Origin of the sequence: Delftia lacustris (genome assembly GCF_040267515.1) — a bacterium.
In the GTDB taxonomy this organism is placed as follows: Bacteria; Pseudomonadota; Gammaproteobacteria; order Burkholderiales; family Burkholderiaceae_C; genus Comamonas; species Comamonas tsuruhatensis.
Genome location: NZ_CP141274.1, coordinates 2,907,491 through 2,925,690 on the forward strand (window position 1 = coordinate 2,907,491; position 18,200 = coordinate 2,925,690).

At 70.0% G+C, this 18,200-nt stretch carries 17 protein-coding genes; 9 read left to right on the forward strand and 8 right to left on the reverse strand.

The features are described from left to right. Positions 1-4: 4 nt before the first annotated feature. The 4 genes from U6958_RS14635 to U6958_RS14650 form a co-directional block, all read right to left on the reverse strand. On the reverse strand, positions 5-1,324 hold the full coding sequence (locus tag U6958_RS14635; protein ID WP_074921344.1) for an MFS transporter: 1,320 nt from the start codon (positions 1,322-1,324) through the stop codon (positions 5-7). A gap of 121 nt (positions 1,325-1,445) precedes the next feature. Then, complete coding sequence (locus U6958_RS14640; RefSeq protein WP_017403842.1) at positions 1,446-2,324, reverse strand: SMP-30/gluconolactonase/LRE family protein; 879 nt, start codon at positions 2,322-2,324, stop codon at positions 1,446-1,448. Between the two features lie 46 nt (positions 2,325-2,370). Beyond that, the gene (locus tag U6958_RS14645) at positions 2,371-3,303 is read right to left on the reverse strand and encodes a 3-keto-5-aminohexanoate cleavage protein (RefSeq protein ID WP_046988027.1); all 933 of its coding nucleotides are present in this window, start codon (positions 3,301-3,303) and stop codon (positions 2,371-2,373) included. Positions 3,304-3,357: 54 nt separating this feature from the next. Next, the gene (locus tag U6958_RS14650) at positions 3,358-4,152 is read right to left on the reverse strand and encodes an SDR family oxidoreductase (RefSeq protein WP_017403844.1); all 795 of its coding nucleotides are present in this window, start codon (positions 4,150-4,152) and stop codon (positions 3,358-3,360) included. Between the two features lie 138 nt (positions 4,153-4,290). Here U6958_RS14650 and U6958_RS14655 point away from each other — a divergent pair, with 138 nt between their 5' ends. The 8 genes from U6958_RS14655 to U6958_RS14690 all read left to right on the forward strand — a co-directional run bounded on the left by U6958_RS14655 (position 4,291) and on the right by U6958_RS14690 (position 11,828). Continuing rightward, positions 4,291-5,046 carry a GntR family transcriptional regulator gene (locus tag U6958_RS14655; protein ID WP_016446244.1) on the forward strand — a complete coding sequence of 252 codons (756 nt, stop codon included), beginning with the start codon at positions 4,291-4,293 and terminating at the stop codon, positions 5,044-5,046. 64 nt (positions 5,047-5,110) lie between these two features. Continuing rightward, the gene (locus U6958_RS14660) at positions 5,111-5,338 is read left to right on the forward strand and encodes an AbrB/MazE/SpoVT family DNA-binding domain-containing protein (RefSeq protein ID WP_016446243.1); all 228 of its coding nucleotides are present in this window, start codon (positions 5,111-5,113) and stop codon (positions 5,336-5,338) included. After that, a complete protein-coding gene (locus U6958_RS14665) occupies positions 5,335-5,751 on the forward strand; it encodes a putative toxin-antitoxin system toxin component, PIN family (RefSeq protein ID WP_016451596.1) in 417 nt (138 codons plus the stop codon). Before U6958_RS14660 ends, U6958_RS14665 begins: the two co-directional genes overlap by 4 nt. Before the next feature lie 12 nt (positions 5,752-5,763). Beyond that, a complete protein-coding gene (locus U6958_RS14670) occupies positions 5,764-6,681 on the forward strand; it encodes a pseudouridine synthase (protein WP_074921343.1) in 918 nt (305 codons plus the stop codon). 105 nt (positions 6,682-6,786) lie between these two features. Continuing rightward, complete coding sequence (locus tag U6958_RS14675) at positions 6,787-7,335, forward strand: TetR/AcrR family transcriptional regulator (RefSeq protein ID WP_016446240.1); 549 nt, start codon at positions 6,787-6,789, stop codon at positions 7,333-7,335. 1 nt (position 7,336) lies between these two features. Continuing rightward, positions 7,337-9,112, forward strand: a complete 1,776-nt coding sequence (locus tag U6958_RS14680; RefSeq protein WP_016451598.1) for an MFS transporter — start codon at positions 7,337-7,339, stop codon at positions 9,110-9,112. 29 nt (positions 9,113-9,141) lie between these two features. Then, a complete protein-coding gene (locus U6958_RS14685) occupies positions 9,142-10,353 on the forward strand; it encodes an HlyD family secretion protein (RefSeq protein ID WP_074921342.1) in 1,212 nt (403 codons plus the stop codon). Then, complete coding sequence (locus tag U6958_RS14690) at positions 10,350-11,828, forward strand: efflux transporter outer membrane subunit (RefSeq protein WP_074921341.1); 1,479 nt, start codon at positions 10,350-10,352, stop codon at positions 11,826-11,828. The genes U6958_RS14685 and U6958_RS14690 overlap by 4 nt, the downstream gene beginning before the upstream one ends. Here the strand turns inward: U6958_RS14690 and U6958_RS14695 are convergent, their stop codons facing one another. From U6958_RS14695 to dsrO, 3 genes are all read right to left on the reverse strand, one after another. Further along, positions 11,829-15,029, reverse strand: a complete 3,201-nt coding sequence (locus tag U6958_RS14695; RefSeq protein ID WP_074921340.1) for a tetrathionate reductase subunit A — start codon at positions 15,027-15,029, stop codon at positions 11,829-11,831. Between the two features lie 78 nt (positions 15,030-15,107). Continuing rightward, positions 15,108-16,151 carry an NrfD/PsrC family molybdoenzyme membrane anchor subunit gene (gene nrfD, locus U6958_RS14700; protein ID WP_016451602.1) on the reverse strand — a complete coding sequence of 348 codons (1,044 nt, stop codon included), beginning with the start codon at positions 16,149-16,151 and terminating at the stop codon, positions 15,108-15,110. A 16-nt stretch (positions 16,152-16,167) separates the two neighbouring features. Beyond that, complete coding sequence (gene dsrO / locus U6958_RS14705; RefSeq protein ID WP_016446234.1) at positions 16,168-17,013, reverse strand: sulfate reduction electron transfer complex DsrMKJOP subunit DsrO; 846 nt, start codon at positions 17,011-17,013, stop codon at positions 16,168-16,170. Positions 17,014-17,347: 334 nt separating this feature from the next. Between dsrO and U6958_RS14710 the strand changes: the two genes are divergently transcribed. Next, positions 17,348-17,812 carry a hypothetical protein gene (locus U6958_RS14710; RefSeq protein WP_012206046.1) on the forward strand — a complete coding sequence of 155 codons (465 nt, stop codon included), beginning with the start codon at positions 17,348-17,350 and terminating at the stop codon, positions 17,810-17,812. On the opposite strand, the gene U6958_RS14715 is transcribed toward U6958_RS14710, so the two are convergent. Beyond that, a complete protein-coding gene (locus tag U6958_RS14715) occupies positions 17,797-18,198 on the reverse strand; it encodes a hypothetical protein (protein WP_074921339.1) in 402 nt (133 codons plus the stop codon). The two genes, U6958_RS14710 and U6958_RS14715, sit on opposite strands and share 16 nt — an antisense overlap. Positions 18,199-18,200 lie beyond the last annotated feature (2 nt).

Here is an 18,200-nt window from a genome sequence, read left to right on the forward strand (position 1 = left end):
GGAGTCAGGCGGTGGCGGTGGAGGCGGCGTTGCCGCGCGTGCCCAGCTGCAGGGCCACGCCGCCCAGCGCGCAGCCGGCCATGACCACGAAGCACAGGGCATAGCCGCCGGGGCTGGTCCAGCCGCCGCCCAGGGCGATCAGGCTGCCCATCAGCACGGGCGCGATGCCGCCGCCCACGAACATGGCGGTGGTGATGATTCCGTTGGCCGTGGAGGTGGCCGCGGGCTGGGCGCAGTCCGAGGCCACCGCGTAGTAGATGGGCCAGACCGCATTGGCGACCAGGCCGAACAGCAGCTGCATCACCACGACCAGGGCCATGGTGTCGGCGAAGTAGAAGGCGCCCACGCTGGCGGCCATCCACAGGCCGCAGATCACCAGGGTGACGCGGCGCCCGATCACGTCCGACAGAGCCGGCCAGACCAGCTGACCCACGATGCCGGTGAGCGTGAACACCACGCTCATGCCTGCCGATTCGGCCAGCGACAGGCCCATGATGTTGAAGAGGTAGGCGGGCAGCACCACGTTGATGCCCATGTAGACCACCTGCGTGAGCAGGGTGTTTCCAGCCGTCAGGGCGATGCTGCGGTTGGCCAGCGTGCTGCGCAGGGTGCGCCAGGCCTGGCCTTTTTCCACCTGCGCCGCCACGCTGGCCTGCGGCGGGGTCATGCCCCGGGCGGCGATGTCGGCATACAGCAGTTCCATCTTCTGCGGCGTGGAGTAGCGCGCCCAGAACCACATCAGCGGGATGGCGACGACCAGCGCGACAAAGAACACATAGCGCCAGTTCTCCTCGCCGAAGGCGTACAGCACAAAGCCGGCGACCAGGCCGCTGAGCATGGCGCCCACCGGATAGCCCGTGTGGTGGGCGCCCAGCGCGAAGCCGCGCCGCTCCACCGGCCACCACTCGGCGGTGTTGCTCACGCCCACGGGCTCGCCCCAGCCGGCGCCCAGGTTGACGCCGACGCGCAGCGCCACGAAGCCCGCCAGGCTGCCGCTCAGCGCCTTGAAGCCCGAGGCGAACGACAGCGCCGTATAGCCCAGCACCAGGGGCACCTGAAAGCGTGCGCGCTTCCAGCCCGCGCCGTAGCGGTCGCTCCAGATCGCGCCGGGAATGTCCAGCACGGCCAGGGCCAGCATCACGATGGTGGCCACCGTGCCCCATTCGTCGGCCGACAGGCCGAAGTGCCGGGAGATGGTCGGCCCCAGCCGCAGCACGATCTCGCGGTCGTAGGCATTCAGTACCCAGATCAGCCAGCAGACCAGCAGGGATACCCATGAATAGCGGTGGATCTGGCGCAGCGAAGCGCGCGGGGCCTGGGCCATGGCGGTCTCCCGGGCACCAGCGGTGGGTGCCGTTTCATTGTTGTGTGGATGAAGGCGCCGCTTCGCGGGGCGGGCGGCGTCGCGGTGCGAAGGCTCCGGGCCTGCATGCCCGGCTCCGTGCTCAGGCGCCGAAGCGCTGCTCGGGCAGGCCACGCACGCCCAGCCCCTTGACGGCAAACAGCGCGCCACGGGACTGGCCGTCGCCCGGGAAACGCGGCAACGGCGGCTTGCCCATGGAGGTGACGTACAGCGTGTCGAGCCCGGGCCCGCCGAACATCACGCTGGTCACCTTGCGCACCGGCATCTCTATCACCCGGTCCACCCGGCCGTCCGGCGTGTAGCGCACCAGCTGGCCTGCGTACACCAGGGCCTGCCACAGGCAGCCTTCGGCATCGACCGTGGCCCCGTCGGCCGCGCCGCCACCGCTGGTGTCGACCGGGGCAAAGGTCCGGCGGCCGCTGGCATGGCCCGTGGCCGTGTCGTAGTCGTAGGCGCGGATCTCGCCGCTCCACGTGTCCGAGAAATAGAGCGTCGTGCCGTCCGGGCTCCAGCACGGGCCGTTCGAGCAGATGATGCCCTCGTCCAGCACATGCAGGCTTAGGTCCGTGTCCAGCCGGTACAGCCGTGCCGAAGGCTGCTCCTCCAGGGTGTCCATGGAGCCGAAGACGAAGCGGCCCTGCCGGTCCACCTTGCCGTCGTTGAGCCGGTTGCCGGGAAGGTGGGGCTCGGGGGCGACGACCAGCTCCAGCTCGCCGCTTTCCAGGTCCAGCGTGTGCACGCCGCCGTGCAGCGCCACCAGGGCCGAGCGGCCGTCGCGGCGCAGTGCCATGGAGCCAATCTTCTGGCCGACTTCCCAGGCGCGCAGTTCCCGCCCGTCGGCCGTGCAGCGGAAGATGCGGCCGTCGAAGCTGTCTATCCAGTACAGGCGCTGCTGCCCGACGTCCCACAGCGGGCCTTCGCCCAGCGTGGTCTTGAGGTCGGCGACGATATCGATCTGCATGGGAGTCTCCTGTTCGGTGGCATGGGGGCTGGCCCGGGAAGGCGGTTCAGAAGGCGACGTTGGCCGCACCCTTGAGGCCCAGCATCCGGCGCGCCTCGTCAGGCGTGGCGACGTCGACATTCAGGGCCTCGAGCACGGTGCGGATGCGGCGCACCTGCTCGGCGCTGGAGGTGGCCAGCTGGCCCGGGCCTATCCACAGAGAGTCTTCCAGCCCCACGCGCACATGCGAGCCCATGGCCGCGCCCATGGTGGCCAGCGGCAGCTGGTTGCGCCCGGCGCCCAGGATGGACCACTGGTAGTTGCTGCCCAGCAGGCGGTCGGCCGTGCGCCGCATGTGCATCAGGTCCTCCGGGTGGCCGCCGATGCCGCCCAGGATGCCGAACACCGACTGCACGAACACGGGCCCCTGCACCAGCCCCCGGTCCACGAAATGCGCCAGGTTGTGCAGGTGGCTGATGTCGTAGCACTCGAACTCGAAGCGCGTGCCCTGGGCCTGGCCCAGGCGCAGGATGCCTTCGATATCGGCAAAGGTGTTCTTGAAGACCAAGTTGCGGCTGTTTTCCAGGTGCTCGCGCTCCCAGGCGTGTTCCAGGTTCGGGAAGCGCTCCAGCATGGGGAACAGGCCGAAGTTCATCGAGCCCATGTTCAGCGAGGCCAACTCGGGCTGGAACTCGGTCACGGGCCGCATGCGCTCTGGCACCGTCATGTGCGGGCTGCCGCCCGTGGTGATGTTGACGATGGCATCGCACTCGGCACGGATCGCCTTGAGAAAGGGGCGGAACAGCTCAGGGTCCTGCGAAGGGCGCCCGTCGCGCGGATCGCGGGCATGCAGGTGCACGATGGCGGCGCCGGCCTCGGCGGCATCGATGGCGGCGCGCGCAATCTGCTCGGCCGTCACGGGCAGGTGGGGCGACATGCTGGGCGTGTGGATGGCGCCCGTGGGCGCGCAGGTGATGATGGCTTTGGTGCGGGTGGCCATGGAAGGTCCTTGCAAACGGTGAAAAGGCGAGAGGAGGGGAGGAGGAGAGGGCGCTCAGCTAAGCGCCTGGGTCAGCCCATCGACGGCCAGTTCCTGGCCCGTGACATGGCCGGCCAGCGGGCTGGCGGCAAACACGGCCATGTTGGCAATGTCGCGCGCCGTGGCCATGCGGCCCAGCGCGGCCTGGTGCGTGTAGCTGCGCGTGACGTCTTCCAGCGGCAGGCCGCGCGCCTGCGCCTTGGCGGCAATCACATCGCGGATGCGCGGGCCGTCCACGGCGCCCGGCAGGATGGCGTTCACCCGGATGCCGTCGGCGCCCAGCTCCAGCGCCAGCGACTTGGTCAGGCCGATCACCGCCCACTTGGACGCCGAATAGGCCGAGCGGCCCGGCATGCCCAGGTGGCCTGCCGCCGAAGACAGGTTGACGATGGCCGCCTGCCGGCCCTCGCGTGCCGATTGCCGAAGCCGGGGCACGGCCAGCCGCGTGCACAGGAAGGCGCCGGTGATGTTCACATCCAGCGTGCGCTGCCAGTCGGCCAGCTCCAGCGTCTCCACCGCGCCCGTGGGGCCGGCCACCCCGGCGTTGTTGACGAGGATGTCCAGGCCGCCCAACTCGTTGTCCACGGCCTTGAACAGGCCCTGCACCTGCAAGGCATCCGACACATCGGCCAGACGGCCGCTGGCGCCGGGCAGGGCGGCAGCCAGCGCATCCAGGCTGGCCTGGGCCACGTCACAGACCATGACGCGCGCGCCGGCCTCGGCAAAGGCGCGGCTGATTTCCAGGCCGATTCCGGCGGCGCCCGCCGTCACCAGGACGCGCTGGCCGGCCAGAAGATCGTTTTTCCACATGCGGGGACTCCTTGGGAACTCAAACAAAGGTGAAAGGGATTCGGGTTGGGTTTGGATTTTGTATCTGTGATCACAGATCAAATATGGTGAATACCCTATGAGGCATGACAGCGGCGGCGCCGCGCTACCATCGCCGCCATGGCCATCAACGAACTAGTCACCCCACTCAAACGGCAGACCCTCAGCAGCGATGTCTATGCACAGCTCAGGGAATTGCTGATCACGGGCCAGATGATTCCGGGCGAGCAGATCTCGCTGCGCACCACGGCCAGCGCGCTGGGCGTCAGCGTCATGCCCGTGCGCGAGGCCGTGCACCGGCTCGTGGCCGAGCAGGCGCTGGAACTCACGCCCAACCGCGCGCTGCGCGTGCCCTTGATGACGGAAAGCGCCTTCCGCGAGATCACCCGCATCCGCGTCAACCTCGAAGGCCTGGCCACGGAGCAGGCGGCCCGGCAACTGCCGGCCGCCGGGCTGGAACGCATCGCCGCCCTGCAGGACCGCTTTGCGGCCGAGATGGCCAGCGCCTCGCCGGACGGCGCGCGGCTCATCGCCTTCAACAAGGATTTCCACTTCGCCGTCTACAGCGCGGCCGGCATGCCCATGCTGCTGCAGATGATCGAGGCGCTGTGGCTGCGCATAGGCCCCATCCTCAACCACGACATGCGCTCGGGCTCGCGCCGCGTGAGCGAACAGGTGGCGGTCGGCCACCACGCGCGCCTGGTCGAGGCCCTGCGGCGCGGCGATGCGCCCGCCGCCAAGGAGGCGCTGCGCGGCGACATCGAAAGCGCGGCCGACTACATTGTTTCGGCGGGCGTGCTGGTGACGGCGGACAGCGGGTTGAACGGCGTGAGTGGACTGAGCGGGCCAGCCTCGCCAGGTGAAGAAACCCGGTGAGACGCAGAGGAATGAAGTAAGGAAGTAAGATTTCCGTGTTTTCTCTGATTTGCAGGAGCCGGCCATGCTTGCCAAATTGACGTCGAAGAACCAGATCACCCTGCCCAAGGCCGTGGTGTCCGAGGTGGAGGCCACCGAGTATTTCGAGGTGGCCGTGGAAAACGGCCGCATCGTGCTCACGCCCGTGCACCTGCAGCGCGTCCAGCGCGCACAGGCCGTCCGCGACAAGCTGCAGCAGATGGGCATCACCGAAGAGGATGTGCAGGAGGCGACCTCCTGGGCGCGCAAATGATGCGTGTCGTCCTGGACACCAACGTCGTGCTCTCGGCATTGCTGTTCACTTCCGGCCGCCTTGCGTGGATACGCCGGGCCTGGCAGCAACAGCAGTTGCAGCCCCTGGTCTGCAGGGAAACGGCCAGCGAACTGCTGCGTGTGCTCGCCTATCCGAAGTTCAAGCTGTCAACGGCCGAGCAACAGGCCTTGCTGGAGGATTTCCTGCCCTGGGCCGATGTCGTCACACTGCCGCAGCCCTGGCCTGCATTGCCGCTGTGCCGGGACGACAAGGACCAGGTGTTCCTGGTGCTGGCGCATGTGGGCCGGGCCCGGGCGCTCATCACGGGTGATGGCGATCTTCTGGCACTGCGCGACGAGTTTCCCGGCCTGATCGTGACGCCCGATGAATGGGCTGCGCGGCAGGCGCTCTGAGGGCTGAAACACATGCACAACGCCCACGACCCCAAGGTTCTTCCTCTGCGCGACGGCGTCAGCCCCAGCTGCGTGGTGCTGCCCAGCCAGGGCGGCGGGTTGCTGATCGATTTTCTGGCCGAGCGCCTGCCGGCCGTCGCGCGCGAGGATTGGCTGCGGCGCATGGCGCAGGAAGAAGTGGTGGACGAGCACGGTCGTGCCGCCCATGCAGGCACGGCGTTTGCGCCGGGCCTGCGCTACTACTACTACCGCGAGCTGCAGTCCGAGCCGCCCATCCCCTTCGAGGCCGAGGTCCTCCACCGCGACGCGCATCTGCTGGTGGCCGACAAGCCGCATTTCCTGCCCGTGGTGCCGGCCGGCAAGTACCTGCAGCAGACGCTGCTGGTGCGGCTCAAGCGCGAGTTCGACCTGCCCGAGCTGTCGCCCATCCACCGCATCGACCGCGACACGGCGGGGCTGGTGGTGTTTTCGGTGCAGCGCGCCACGCGCGGCATCTACCAGGCGCTGTTCCGCGACCGCGCCATCCACAAGACCTACGAGGCCGTCGCTCCCTGGCGCGAGGACGTGGTTTTCCCGCGCACGCATGAAAGCCGCATGGAGGAAAGCGGCCATTTCTTTCGCATGCACGAGGTGGCCGGCACGCCCAACACCCGCACCCACATGCAGGTGCTGGAGCAGCACGGCCCCTGGGCACGCTACCGGCTGGAGCCCGAAAGCGGCAAGCGCCACCAGTTGCGCGTGCACATGGCCGCCCTGGGCCTGCCGCTGTGGGGCGACGGCTTCTATCCCGAAGTGCATGACTTGCCCGAGGGCGACTACTCGCGCCCACTGCAGCTGCTGGCGCGCAGCCTGGCCTTCACCGATCCTCTGGACGGCCAGTCGCGGCGCTTTGACAGCCGCCGCCAGCTGCTGCCGCTGACCGACCTGTAGAGGCCTTGCCGCTGCCGGAAACCGTTGGTTTTTTGCCCATGGCCCCGCCATGGGATAGGCCGGCTGCGGACATTTAACGGACAACTTTGTCCGATAATTGTCCGCATGACTTCCAAAAGACCCAGTGCCGATATCCGCCGCGCCCAGCTGCTGGACGCGGCCGATGCCGTGTTTTCCGAGCATGGCGTGACCGCGCCGCTGGACCTGGTGGTCGAGCGCGCCGAGGTCGGCCGCGCCACGCTGTACCGGCAGTTTCCTGACCGGCGTGCGCTGATGCTGGCGCTGCTGGAGCGTTCGCTGGACAGCATGCGCAGCGCGGCCGAAGCCATGGCCGAGGACGACGACGCCTTCTACAAGCTGCTGTCGCGCCTGGCCGAGCGCATTGCGGTCTCGGCCCCCATCACCGATTACTGGCGCACCGTGGAGCGCGGCGACGAGGTCATCGCCCAGGCCCGCGTTGCCATGTGGCAGATCTTTCGGCCGGCCATGGACCGGGCCGTGGCCTGTGGCCATTGCCGCCAGCCGCTGACGCAGGCCGAGCTGTCCCTGGTCTTCGGCATGCTGGGCGCCTCGCTGCGCGGCGAGACGCCGCAGCAGCGGCGCACACTGGCGCGCAAGGCGCTGCAGATCGTCTGGCAAGGCCTGAAGGCCTGACATGGCCACCACACCCACTCCACCAGGGCCCGTGCTGCCCCCGTCGCCCCCCGTCGTCTACCTCAAGCCCCCGCCGGACTGGGAAGAGCATGAAAAGCCCAGCCTGCCGGGCTCGCCGTCCATGCCGCTGCACCAGCCGGCCGTGCGCGCAGCCTATGGCCTGATCGCCGTGCTGGTGGCGCTGACGGGCGGCCTGGGCAATGCACTGTTCACGGCCAACCTGCCCACCATCCAGGGGCAGATGGGGCTGACGTCTTCCGAGGCCGCCTGGCTGACCGGCGCCTACGTCATGCTCAACATGACGGCCAATTTGCTGGTCTACAAGTTCCGCCAGCAGTTCGGCATGCGGCTGTTCGCCGAGATCGGCCTGGGCCTGTATGCGCTGCTGACGCTGCTGCACCTGGTGCTGGGCAGCTACACCAGCCTGCTCATGCTGCGCGCGGCCAGCGGCCTGGCGGGCGCCACCTGCAGCACGCTGGGCACGCTCTACATGCTGCAGGCCGCGCCGCGCAAGCATGTGCTCAAGATGCTGGTGATCGGCGTGGGCCTGGGGCAGATCGCCACGCCGCTGGCCTGGATCCTGTCGCCGGGCCTGCTGTTCAACAGCGAGTGGCACAACCTCTACCTGTTCGAGGCCGGCCTGGCCCTGATCTCGTTCGCGGGCGTGGTGGTGCTCAAGCTGCCGCCGGGCGTGCATATCCGCAGCTTCGAGCGGCTGGACTTCCTGACCTTCTTCCTCATGGTGCCCGGCGTGGGCCTGCTGATCGCCGTGCTGGTGCAGGGCTACAACCACTGGTGGCTGGACACGCCCTGGCTGGCCTGGATGCTGATCGGCTCCATCGTCCTGCTGAGCGTGGCGCTGTACATCGAGCACCACCGCCGCAATCCCATGCTGCAGACGCGCTGGTTCGTGCTGGCGCCCACGGTGCGCTTCGTGATCGGTGCGCTGCTGCTGCGCTTTCTGACCACCGAGCAGACCTATGGCGTGATCGGCATGCAGCGCATGCTGGGCATGACGGTGGACCAGATGCAGCCGCTGTTCATCGTCATCCTGCTGGGCACCATCGCGGGCATTGCCGTGTCGGCGCTGACCTTCGGGCTGGAGAACATGGGCAAGCAGATCGTGGGCTCCATCGTGCTGTTCGCGCTGGCGGCCTGGCTGGACCACAGCCGCACCAGCCTGGCCCGGCCCGAGGACTTCTTCGGCAGCCAGTTCCTCATGGCCGTGGGCGCGGGCCTGTTCATGGGGCCGCTGATGCTGATCGGCGTGGTGCAGGGCCTGAAGTTCGGCGCGCACTACATGCTGACGGCCATCGTCACCATCTCCATGACGCAGGCCATGGGCGCGCTCATGGGCTCGGCCCTGCTGAGCACCTATCAGATGCACCGCGAGCAGGTGTATTCGGCCGCCATCGTGGCCGATGTCGATCCCACCGACCCCATCGTGGCCGACCGCCTGCGCCTGCAGCAGCAAAGCCTGGCCCGCGTCATTGCCGACCCGGCCCTGCGTGCGGCCCAGGGCACGGCCCAGCTGGCGCAGGCGGCACGCCGCGAGGCCAATGTGCGCGCCTACAACGACGTGTTCGCCCTCACGGCCGGCGTGGCCGTGCTCTACCTGCTGTGGACGCTGGCCCTGGCCGGCCGCGCACGCCAGCGCGCCTTCGTGGAGCGCATGCGCGCCGCCGCTGCCGATGCCTCGGCCATGCGCGGCACCGATGCCGCCGCGCCGCAGGACGCGCCGGGCCAGCCGCCCACCCAACCCGTCGCCCGCGCCTGAAACCGTTCGCCCAGAGAAAAGACAACAACATGAGTGACTCCGAAAATTCCAATGGCGGCACGGCCGCCTCTGCCTCGCCTGCGCCGGCTCCCGCTGCGGCGCCCTCGCCTTCACCCTCGCCATCGCCATCGCCATCGCCATCGCCATCGCCATCGCCATCGCCCAAGCTCATCAAGCCCTCGCTGCGCAGCGTGCTGGTGATGCTGGTGGTCGCACTGGCCGGCGTGCTGCTGGTGCTGCGTGCCTGGAACCTGTTCCCCTTCGCGGGCACCGTGGTCAGCACCGACAACGCCTATGTGCGCGGCGCCGTCACCGTGCTCGCGCCCCAGGTCAGCGGCTATGTGACCGAGGTGCTGGTGCAGGACTACGAGAACGTCAAGGCCGGCCAGCCCCTGGTGCGCATTGACGCCCGCACCTACGAAGCCGCCCAGGCCCAGGCGCAGGCCCAGCTGGCCAATGCCCGCGCACAGCTGGCCAATGCCGACCAGACCCAGGCCCAGAACCGCGCCACGCTGGGCGCCAGCCGCGCCGGCCTGGCGGCGGCGCAGGCCGAATCCGACCGCGCCGCAGCCGAGCTGCAGCGCGTGCAGGCGCTGTCCGAGCGCGGCTCCGTCTCGCTCAACGAGCGCGACAAGGTGCGTGCCACCGCGCGCCTGGCGGCCACCAACGTGGCCAAGGCCCAGGCCGACATCGAGATCAACGCCCAGAAGATCAAGGCGACGACGGTGAACCGCGCCTCGCTCGAAGCCCAGGTCCAGATGGCCGAGGCCCAGCTGCGCCAGGCCCAGATCAACCTGGACAACACCGTGGTGCACGCGCCCGGCGATGGCCAGGTCAGCGAGGTCGGCGTGCGCCGGGGCCAGTACGTCACGGCCGGCTCCCAGCTCATGTACGTGGTGCCGCACACGCTGTGGGTGGTGGCCAACTTCAAGGAGACCCAGACCGCCCGGGTGCGCATAGGCCAGGCAGTGCGCTTCAGCGTCGATGCGCTGGGCGGCGCCCACCTCACGGGCCGCGTGCTGGAGATCGCGCCGGCCACGGGCTCGGAATTCAGCGTGCTCAAGGCCGACAACGCCACGGGCAACTTCACCAAGGTCGTGCAGCGCCTGCCGGTCAAGATTGCAATCGATCCCGACCAGGAGCTGGCCGCCAGGCTGCGCGCGGGCATGTCGGTGGTGGTGCGGCTGGATACGGCGCAGCCTGAGCCCCAACCCGCACCCCAACCGGAGGTCCGCCCATGACCGCCCGCGCACTGGCCATGGCCATGGCCTGCGCTGCCGCGCTGGCCGGCTGCAGCGTGCCGCCGCTGAGCACCGCGCCTGAAGCGGCCCGGCCCGCCATGCCCGCTCAGTGGAGCGGGGCAGGGCAGGAGCCGGCCGCCGCCGTCCAGGCCTCGTGGTGGCAGGCCTTTGGCGATCCGCTGCTCACGCGCTGGGTGGAACTGGCCCAGTCCCGCAACAACGATGTGCTGCTGGCTCTGTCGCGCGTGGATGAGGCGCGGGCCAACCTGGATGTGGCAGGCGCTGCGGGCCTGCCCCAGCTCTCGGCCACGGCCGGCGCCTCCACGGGCCGCAGCCTGGGCGCGCGGGGCCTGGCGCACACGCGCTCGGTTCAGCCCGGCCTGCAGGCCAGCTGGGAGCCTGATCTGTGGGGCCGCATCGCCCACCTGGAAATGGCCGCCGCCCTGCGTTTGCAGGCCAGCGAGGCCGACCGCGACGCCGTGGCCCTGGCCGTGGCCGCCACCACGGCCCAGGCCTATGTGGGCCTGCGCTCGCTGCAATCGCAGCTGCAAGTGGCCCAGGCCACGGCCCGCTCGCGCGAACAGGCCCTGCGCCTGGCCGACGAGCAGGCGCGCGTCGGCTACACCTCGCAGTTGCAGCTCACCCAGGCCCAGGCCGAGCTGCAGGGCGTGCAGCAGGCCGTGGAGCAGCTGGAGCTGTCGCTGGCGCGCCAGCGCACGGCGCTCCTGCTGCTGGCCGGCGGCGAGGGTGACGAGCAGGCCGCCGCGCTCATGGCAACAACCGACGGCCAGTCCGCTGCGTTGGGCGCACCGCCGCCTGCGCCGGCCGCTGGCCTGCCTTCGGCCTTGCTGCAGCGCCGCCCCGACATTGCACGGGCGCAGCTGCAGCTGGCGGCCGCCGACGAAAGCCTGGCCGTGCAGCGCACCGCCTTCCTGCCCCAGGTCTCGCTGACGGCCAGCGCCGGCAGCCTGCTGGTCAATGCCCTGCAATACCACCCGGCCACGGTCTGGGCCCTGGGCGGCAGCGTGCTGGCGCCGCTGTTCACGGGCGGGCGGCTGCAGGGCCAGTTCGACGCCGTGACCGCCCAGCGCGACCAGGCCGCCTATGCCTATCGGGGCGTGGTGATCAAGGCCCTGGCCGATGTGGAAAACGCCCTGGTCGGCACCCGGCGCCTGCAGTCGCAGTGGCAGCACGCCAGCGAGCGCGAGGCGGTGCTGCAGCGCTCCCTGGGCTTTGCCAAGGACCGCTACGAGGCCGGCTACGCCAGCTACCTGGAAGAGCTGGACGCCCAGCGCAATCTCTTCCAGGCGCAGCAGGAGGTGATACGCCTGCGCCAGAGCCAGCTGGAAAACGCCATTGCGCTGTACCAGGCGCTGGGCGGCGGCTGGCAGGCCGCCACCACACCAGTGGCCGCACCCGTCGCTGCACCTGTCGCTGCACCTGTCGCTGCACCTGTCGCCAGCCCCGCCCGCTGATCAGACCTTCTCGATGCGCGCAGGCAGCCCCTGGCGCACCGCGGCGCCCGACACCCAGTCCACCCACACGTTTTTGCAGCCGGGCCGCGTGGGATCGGCAAAGCCCAGGTCGTTGAGGTTCACGCCATTGGCGTGCTCGGCGTTCACCGGCATGGGCTGGCCGTCGATGCTGTGGCGGCCTGCGCCCAGCTCGCGGTGGCCGTAGCCGTGCTCGATGGCCACGGTGCCCCGCATCACGCCGTCGCGCACCATGGCCACCGCCGTCACCGCGCCGCCCGGCGTGCGGATGCGCACCGTGTCGCCGTTGGCGATGCCCAGCCGCTCGGCGTCATCGCGGTGCAGGGACACCGGGTTGTGCGGATGCACCTGGCGCAGCCGCGAGACGGCAATCGACATGGAACTCATCAGGTTGGACTTGTACGAGGTCAGCAGCAGCGGCCATTGCTGCTCGCCGAAATGCGTGCGCATGGCGCTGCCGTCGGCCAGTCGTGCCGGATACCAGGTGGGGCAGCCGCTGTAGCGCTCGCCCGTCATGGCGTGGCGCATGCGGGCCAGCTCCTCGCTCCACACCTGCAGGGCAGGCGCGTGGGCCTTGCGGGTGTGGCCGTCCTTCCAGGCGTCCTCGATGCGGTCGAAGCGCCCGCCGCGCGTCAGCAGCATGGCCACCTGGCGCCATTCATCGTCCTTCAGGCGCTGGCGCAGCGCGGGCACCAGCCTGTCCACGCCGGTGATGGCGATGTCGTCATCGCTGGCCGCCGGCACGGGCTTGCCACCTGCCCAGGCCACGTTGGCCAGGGCGTGGATGAAGAAGTCCTCGGCCGAGCGCAGCGCATGGGGCTGGCCCTGGGCGTCCTTGATGGCGGCCTCGCCAAAGCCGGGCAGGCCCAGCCGTTCTGCCACGGCGAAGAGAAAGCTCTCCACATTCACGGGCTGGCCGCCGGCCGTGCGCGCCACGGCGGGCTGCACCACGGGCCAGCGCACGGTGGAGCTTTTGGCCACCACGTCGGCCCAGGGCGCCGAGATGCCCCAGCTCTCGTAGGTCACGGTATCGGGCACGATGAAATCGGCCAGCGCGCTGGTCTCGTTGATGAAGGGGTCGATGGAGACGATCAGCGGCAGCTTCTTCGGGTCCTTGAGATCGTCCACCAGCGCATTGCGAAAGCCCGCAATGCCGTAGACGGGGTTGCTCATGTGGTTGATCCAGGCCTTGGCGCGATAGGGGTAGCCGGCCAGCGCGCTGGCCAGCATCTCGCTGGACAGGCCGCCCACGGCCGGGTACCACGGGGCCTGGGCGGCGGGGTAGTCCTTCGCGCCCTCGGGCTGGCCCTCGCGCTTGCGTTGGAATTCCGCGCTTTTCTCGTAGGGCTGGCGGTGGCGTGACAGCGCCAGGCCGCGCGGCTTGACCTTGCCGTCGAAGTTGGCGAAGTCATAGCGCGGGCCCGGGCCGAAGGGGCCGAACGGGCCGGCATCCAGCACCAGGCCGCCCTGCACGTTGAGGTTGCCCACCAGGGTGTTGAGCATGCTGATGGCGTAGGCGGTGTAGAAGCCCGCGCCGCTCATGGTGCCGCCATGCGCATCGGCCACGGCGCGCTTGCCATGGCTGGTGAACTCGCGCGCCAGCGCCTCGATCTCGCCGCGCGCCACGCCGCACAGCGCCGCGTATTCGTCCAGTGTCTTGAGGCTGGCCTGCTCATGCAGCTTGGCCAGCGAGGAGCAGACCGACAGCTCGGGGGCCTGGTCCGCGCCTTCGGCCTTCAGGCCGGGCACGGCCACGCGGGTGCGCACCATCAGCTGTGCAGGCTCGGCCTGGGTGTGCGGCGCCAGGCTGCCATCGGCACGCTGCACCACGAACACATCCTGGGCCGGCTTGCCGTCTTCGGCTGGCGCGGGCAGCGCCCAGCCCAGGTCGGCGCCGCGCAGAAAGCTGCCGTGGCGCGGGTGGCTGGGCTCGTTGACCAGCAGGTGCGTGGCATTGCTCCAGGACGCCTCGCCCGCCGCCTGCATGGCGGCCGGGCCGGGCTGGGCGAGAAAGCCCGTGTCATGGCGTGCCTCGTCCAGGATGACGCGGATCAGCGCCATGGCCAGGGCCAGGTCGCTGGCCGGCTTGACGGCCAGCCAGCGGTTGCCGCTGCCCGCAGCCAGGCTGGACGAGGTGGGCAGCACGGGCGAGACCACCACGTAGCGGAACCGGTTGTCCTCGCGCGAGCGGGCCTCGGCCAGTTCGCGGCCCTGGCGCTGGAAGGGGTTGCCGGACTGTGCGGGCGCCGCGCCGATGAACAGGCCGAAGCTGGCATGGCTCCAGTCCGGCTTGCCGTGCGGCATGCCGGGCAGGTCGCCCAGGGCCGCTGCCGCACCCACTCGGAAACTCTGGCCGCAGTAGGCGCCGTGGTTGCTGACGTTCACGGTGCCGAAGGACGGCCCCGCAAAGCGGCGCAGCAGCTGGGCGCGGCCTTCGTTGGAGGCGTCGGTCACCAGCAACTGGTTGGAGCGCGGGCCGAACTCGGGGTTGTCGGCGTCCAGCGGCGTCTTGGGGTCCCAGATGGCGCGCAGGCCCTCGACCTGGCCTTCGCCGAACAGATCGCCGCCCTCGCAGACTTCCTGCACCAGCTGCTCGAAGGAAATGCTCTGCCAGCGGCCGCTGCCGCGCGGGCCCACGCGCTTGAGCGGGGTGAGCACGCGGTGCGGTGCACTCTGGTGCTCCAGCATGGACGAGCCGCGCGCGCAGGACGTGGCCCGGCCCTCCAGGCCCAGCTCCTTGCCCAGTTTGGCGTAGACCTCGCGCACGGGTTCTTCCATGGCGGCCGGGCGCGTGGTGGCCAGCGGGTGGTAGGGGTTGCCTGCCACGCGCAGGATGCGGTTGCTGGCGGTATCGACACGCACGCGCACGCCGCACTGCGTCCAGCAGCCCAGGCAGCTGGAGGGGCTGACCACCTGGCCGGGCTGGGTGGCGAGCGCGCCCGTGGCCGGGTCGATGCGGAACTCCGGCGTCAGCGAATTGCCGCGCGTGGCGCTGGCCGTGGGCGTGCCCGAGCTGCCTGCGACCAGGCCCTTGGCACCGCGCGCCAGTGTTTCACCGTAGCCGGCCGCAAAGGCGGCCAGCCCACCGGCGGTGAGGCCACCGCGCAGCAGCAGGCGGCGGCGGGCGGCCTCGGCATCCAGGGAATCTTCGGGGGCTTGGGGGAGTTTCTTCTTGTCGGTCATGAAAGGCTTTCTGTGGCGCGGCCGGCCGGTGGCGGGCCGCGCTCCGTGAATGGGTGAGGGGTCGTCAGGGCGGCGGTGTCAGAGGGCGCGGGCCGCGGCCGAGCGCGCGGGAAACAGCTCCAGCGCCCAGGTGGCCAGCGTCACCAGTGCAATGCACAGGCCGGCCACGCCCAGCATGCCCAGCAGGCCGTCGCCGCCCAGCGGCATGTGGTAGATGTACAGGCCCGCGCCGTACTTGGGCACGCCTTGCACGCCCATGAACAGCGCCCAGCGGAAGGCCCAGGCCGCGGCGGCCAGGCCCAGCCCCAGGGCCAGCGTGTAGCGCGGGCAGGCCATGCGCTGCCCACCCCGCACCAGGGCCCACAGCAGGGCGGCACCGGCCACGGCCGAGCCCAGCATGCTCAGGCGCCAGACCGGAAACTGCTGCCACAGCTGCAGCGCCGCCTGGAAGGAGCGGCCCTGGCCCAGCCAGCCGGCAACGGCCCAGACCACCACCATGGCCAGCAGGCACAGCGCCAGCGCCAGGCCCAGCATGCGCAGGGCCTGCAGGGCGCCGGCATCGGGGCGGTGGCGGGCGGGCAGAAAGCGCGCCGTCACCAGCATGCAGCCCACCGTGGCCAGCCAGCCCGTGAGCGCCAGGTTCAGCGGCACCCACAGCGTGTTCCACAGCGGGCGCGAGCGCACGGCCATCAGCTCGGCGCCGGTATAGGCGGTGATGGTCAGCGCCGACACGGCCAGCAGCGGCGCCAGCCAGCGCAGCCACTGCGGCCGGCCCAGCCACCAGGCCAGCACGAAGGCCAGCGCCAGTCCCACGAAGGCCGGCAGCAGCAGGGCGCCCACCGACATCCACGACCACGGCGTGAAGTGCGCATAGAAATGCCAGAAGCGCGCAGGCTGGTGCAGGTCGGCCAGCAGCGACACGGGCGCGGCGATGGCGCTGACGGCCAGCACCAGCACGGCGGCCGGCAGCAGGCGCGCCATGGCGCTGGCGCGCGGCGCCCAGGCGCAGGCGGCGGCCAGCAGGGCGGCGCCCGTGGCAATGCCGGCCAGGAAGAAGTACTGCACGGCCCAGGGCAGCCAGGCCGATTCGTAGGCGGGGGTCAGGAGTTCGACGATGTGCATGGGGTGCTCCTTGCGTTCAGTGGGAAGTGACCAGCCGCACGCTGGCCTGCCCGTCCACGCCGTCGACGAAGGCGTCGGGCAATCCCAGGTAGTACACATGCGGGTCCGTGCCCATGGCGGGCTTGAGCACCTTGAGGTCCTTGGCGTGCTCGCGCATGCGCTGGCGGATCTCGCTGCCCTCGTCGTTGAGGTCGCCGATCACGCGGGCGCCGCCCACGCAGCTTTCCACGCAGGCCGGCAGCAGGCCGGCTTCCAGGCGGTGCTCGCAGAAGGTGCACTTGTCGGCGGTCTGCGTCTCGTGGTTGATGAAGCGCGCGTCATAGGGGCAGGCCTGCACGCAGTAGCCGCAGCCCACGCAGCGCTCGTTGTCCACCAGCACGATGCCGTCGCTGCGCTGGAAGGTGGCCTGCACCGGGCAGACCGGCACGCAGGGCGGGTTGTCGCAGTGGTTGCACAGGCGCGGCAGGTTGAGCATGGCCGGCGGCAGGTCCTCGTTGCCCGCGTGCTGCACCTCGTACTGCAGCACCGTGGTGCGGAACTGGCCCAGCGGCGGCAGGTTCTCCATGGAGCAGCTCACCGTGCAGGCCTGGCAGCCTATGCAGCGGCGCAGGTCCACCAGCATGCCGTAGCGCCTGCCGGCCTCGCCGGGACGGCGCGGCGGCTGGAAACCCGGGGTGCCGGGCGCGGCCGCCGCCACGGGCAGGGCCACGGCCGCCATGGCAGCGGCCAGCAGGTCCTGCAGGAAGCCGCGCTTGCCGGCGGCGGGCTGCGCATGGGAGAGGGTAGGGGCGGGGATGTCCTGGGTGGAGGGCTTGCAGCTGCAGTCGTTGCAGCCGCTGCCGGCGCGGGATGTTTTTGGCATGGCCTGTCTTTCATCGTCCTGCGGCCACGGGAGGGTGGTCGCTCAAACTCAATAAAGCATTAAAAATATGCTTTTTATATTGAATTTAATATATGAAATTCAGGGCCTTGGCGGCTTGATATGAGTCAAGCAATGGGCTTGCAAAGCGCCACCAACTGCCTGCCATGGACAGGCGCCCAAGGCACTCCATAGCGTGTGGCGCAGGGATTAAGACGGGGTTAACAGGGTGACTGCATTCCTCGGGAATGCGGGGCGCGTATCGGAAATCACCCTCTTGTTTCCGTGCGCGGCCCCGGTCTACGCTGCTTGTGTCGCCACTGCCAAGGAGTTCTCCATGAACCATGCCCTGAACAGCCTTGCTTCGGAACTGGACCTTGCCGCCGAAGCCGGCGAGCACCTGAGGCTGCAATTCACACAGGCCTGCGTGGACCGCATCGCGCACCTGCTGGAAGACCCGGACGTCATCCGCTGCGCACAAGGCCTTCGCCGCTACCTGGACGGCCAGATCGACAGGCAGGAGCTGGACCGCCTGGCCCGCGAGGCCGCCAGCCTGGCCAACCACCACCAGGGATCACGCTCCCTCGACGGCTGCGGCCATGCCGCCGTGTCCGCCACCTATGCCACGGCCCATGGGCTGGCGGGCCGGGCGCTGCAGGCGGCCGACTACGCGGCCTACGCCATGGTCTATGGCGAGGGCGGCCACGGCGCCGTCACGGACCGTGAATCGTTCGAGCCTGAATACCAATGGCAGGCGCGCTGCCTTGCCTCGCTGGCGCAGGCCGCTCAGCAGCGCACGTAGCACCAGGCCGACTGCTGCAGCAGGGCCAGTGACTCGATGCCGCCCTGCGGCAGCACGCGCATGCCGGCAGGCGCCTCGCGGCCCAGCTTCCTGAGCGTGTTCGGGCAGACCAGCGCATGGGCCAGGGCCTTTGCATCCAGATGCTGCGGCGTGCCCGGCGCTGCGTCCAGCAGCGCCTCGACGGCCGGGCCGTTGATGACGATGCGGACCTCGGCACCGGGCCGGTCCTGGCGCAGGTTGGCCAGATTGCTGCGTGCACGGGCCAGGGCGCCGGGTGTGGGCGCATGCAGCACGATGCGCAGCGGCGGCGCATCCGGCCGGGCGGGGAACAGGTCGCTCCAGTCGCTGGAGGAGGTGGAAGCGGCGGGAGAACGGCTTGTGCTCATGG

What these genes read in the sequence shown, in the direction of transcription:
- U6958_RS14670 (WP_074921343.1), top strand. Translation starts at nt 5,764, where the DNA reads ATGCACAACGCCCACGACCCCAAGGTTCTTCCTCTGCGCGACGGCGTC.
- U6958_RS14695 (WP_074921340.1), bottom strand. Translation starts at nt 15,029, where the DNA reads ATGACCGACAAGAAGAAACTCCCCCAAGCCCCCGAAGATTCCCTGGAT.
- nrfD (WP_016451602.1), bottom strand. Translation starts at nt 16,151, where the DNA reads ATGCACATCGTCGAACTCCTGACCCCCGCCTACGAATCGGCCTGGCTG.
- U6958_RS14685 (WP_074921342.1), top strand. Translation starts at nt 9,142, where the DNA reads ATGAGTGACTCCGAAAATTCCAATGGCGGCACGGCCGCCTCTGCCTCG.
- U6958_RS14665 (WP_016451596.1), top strand. Translation starts at nt 5,335, where the DNA reads ATGATGCGTGTCGTCCTGGACACCAACGTCGTGCTCTCGGCATTGCTG.
- U6958_RS14675 (WP_016446240.1), top strand. Translation starts at nt 6,787, where the DNA reads ATGACTTCCAAAAGACCCAGTGCCGATATCCGCCGCGCCCAGCTGCTG.
- U6958_RS14645 (WP_046988027.1), bottom strand. Translation starts at nt 3,303, where the DNA reads ATGGCCACCCGCACCAAAGCCATCATCACCTGCGCGCCCACGGGCGCC.
- dsrO (WP_016446234.1), bottom strand. Translation starts at nt 17,013, where the DNA reads ATGCCAAAAACATCCCGCGCCGGCAGCGGCTGCAACGACTGCAGCTGC.
- U6958_RS14680 (WP_016451598.1), top strand. Translation starts at nt 7,337, where the DNA reads ATGGCCACCACACCCACTCCACCAGGGCCCGTGCTGCCCCCGTCGCCC.
- U6958_RS14710 (WP_012206046.1), top strand. Translation starts at nt 17,348, where the DNA reads ATGAACCATGCCCTGAACAGCCTTGCTTCGGAACTGGACCTTGCCGCC.
- U6958_RS14640 (WP_017403842.1), bottom strand. Translation starts at nt 2,324, where the DNA reads ATGCAGATCGATATCGTCGCCGACCTCAAGACCACGCTGGGCGAAGGC.
- U6958_RS14690 (WP_074921341.1), top strand. Translation starts at nt 10,350, where the DNA reads ATGACCGCCCGCGCACTGGCCATGGCCATGGCCTGCGCTGCCGCGCTG.
- U6958_RS14660 (WP_016446243.1), top strand. Translation starts at nt 5,111, where the DNA reads ATGCTTGCCAAATTGACGTCGAAGAACCAGATCACCCTGCCCAAGGCC.
- U6958_RS14650 (WP_017403844.1), bottom strand. Translation starts at nt 4,152, where the DNA reads ATGTGGAAAAACGATCTTCTGGCCGGCCAGCGCGTCCTGGTGACGGCG.
- U6958_RS14715 (WP_074921339.1), bottom strand. Translation starts at nt 18,198, where the DNA reads ATGAGCACAAGCCGTTCTCCCGCCGCTTCCACCTCCTCCAGCGACTGG.
- U6958_RS14655 (WP_016446244.1), top strand. Translation starts at nt 4,291, where the DNA reads ATGGCCATCAACGAACTAGTCACCCCACTCAAACGGCAGACCCTCAGC.
- U6958_RS14635 (WP_074921344.1), bottom strand. Translation starts at nt 1,324, where the DNA reads ATGGCCCAGGCCCCGCGCGCTTCGCTGCGCCAGATCCACCGCTATTCA.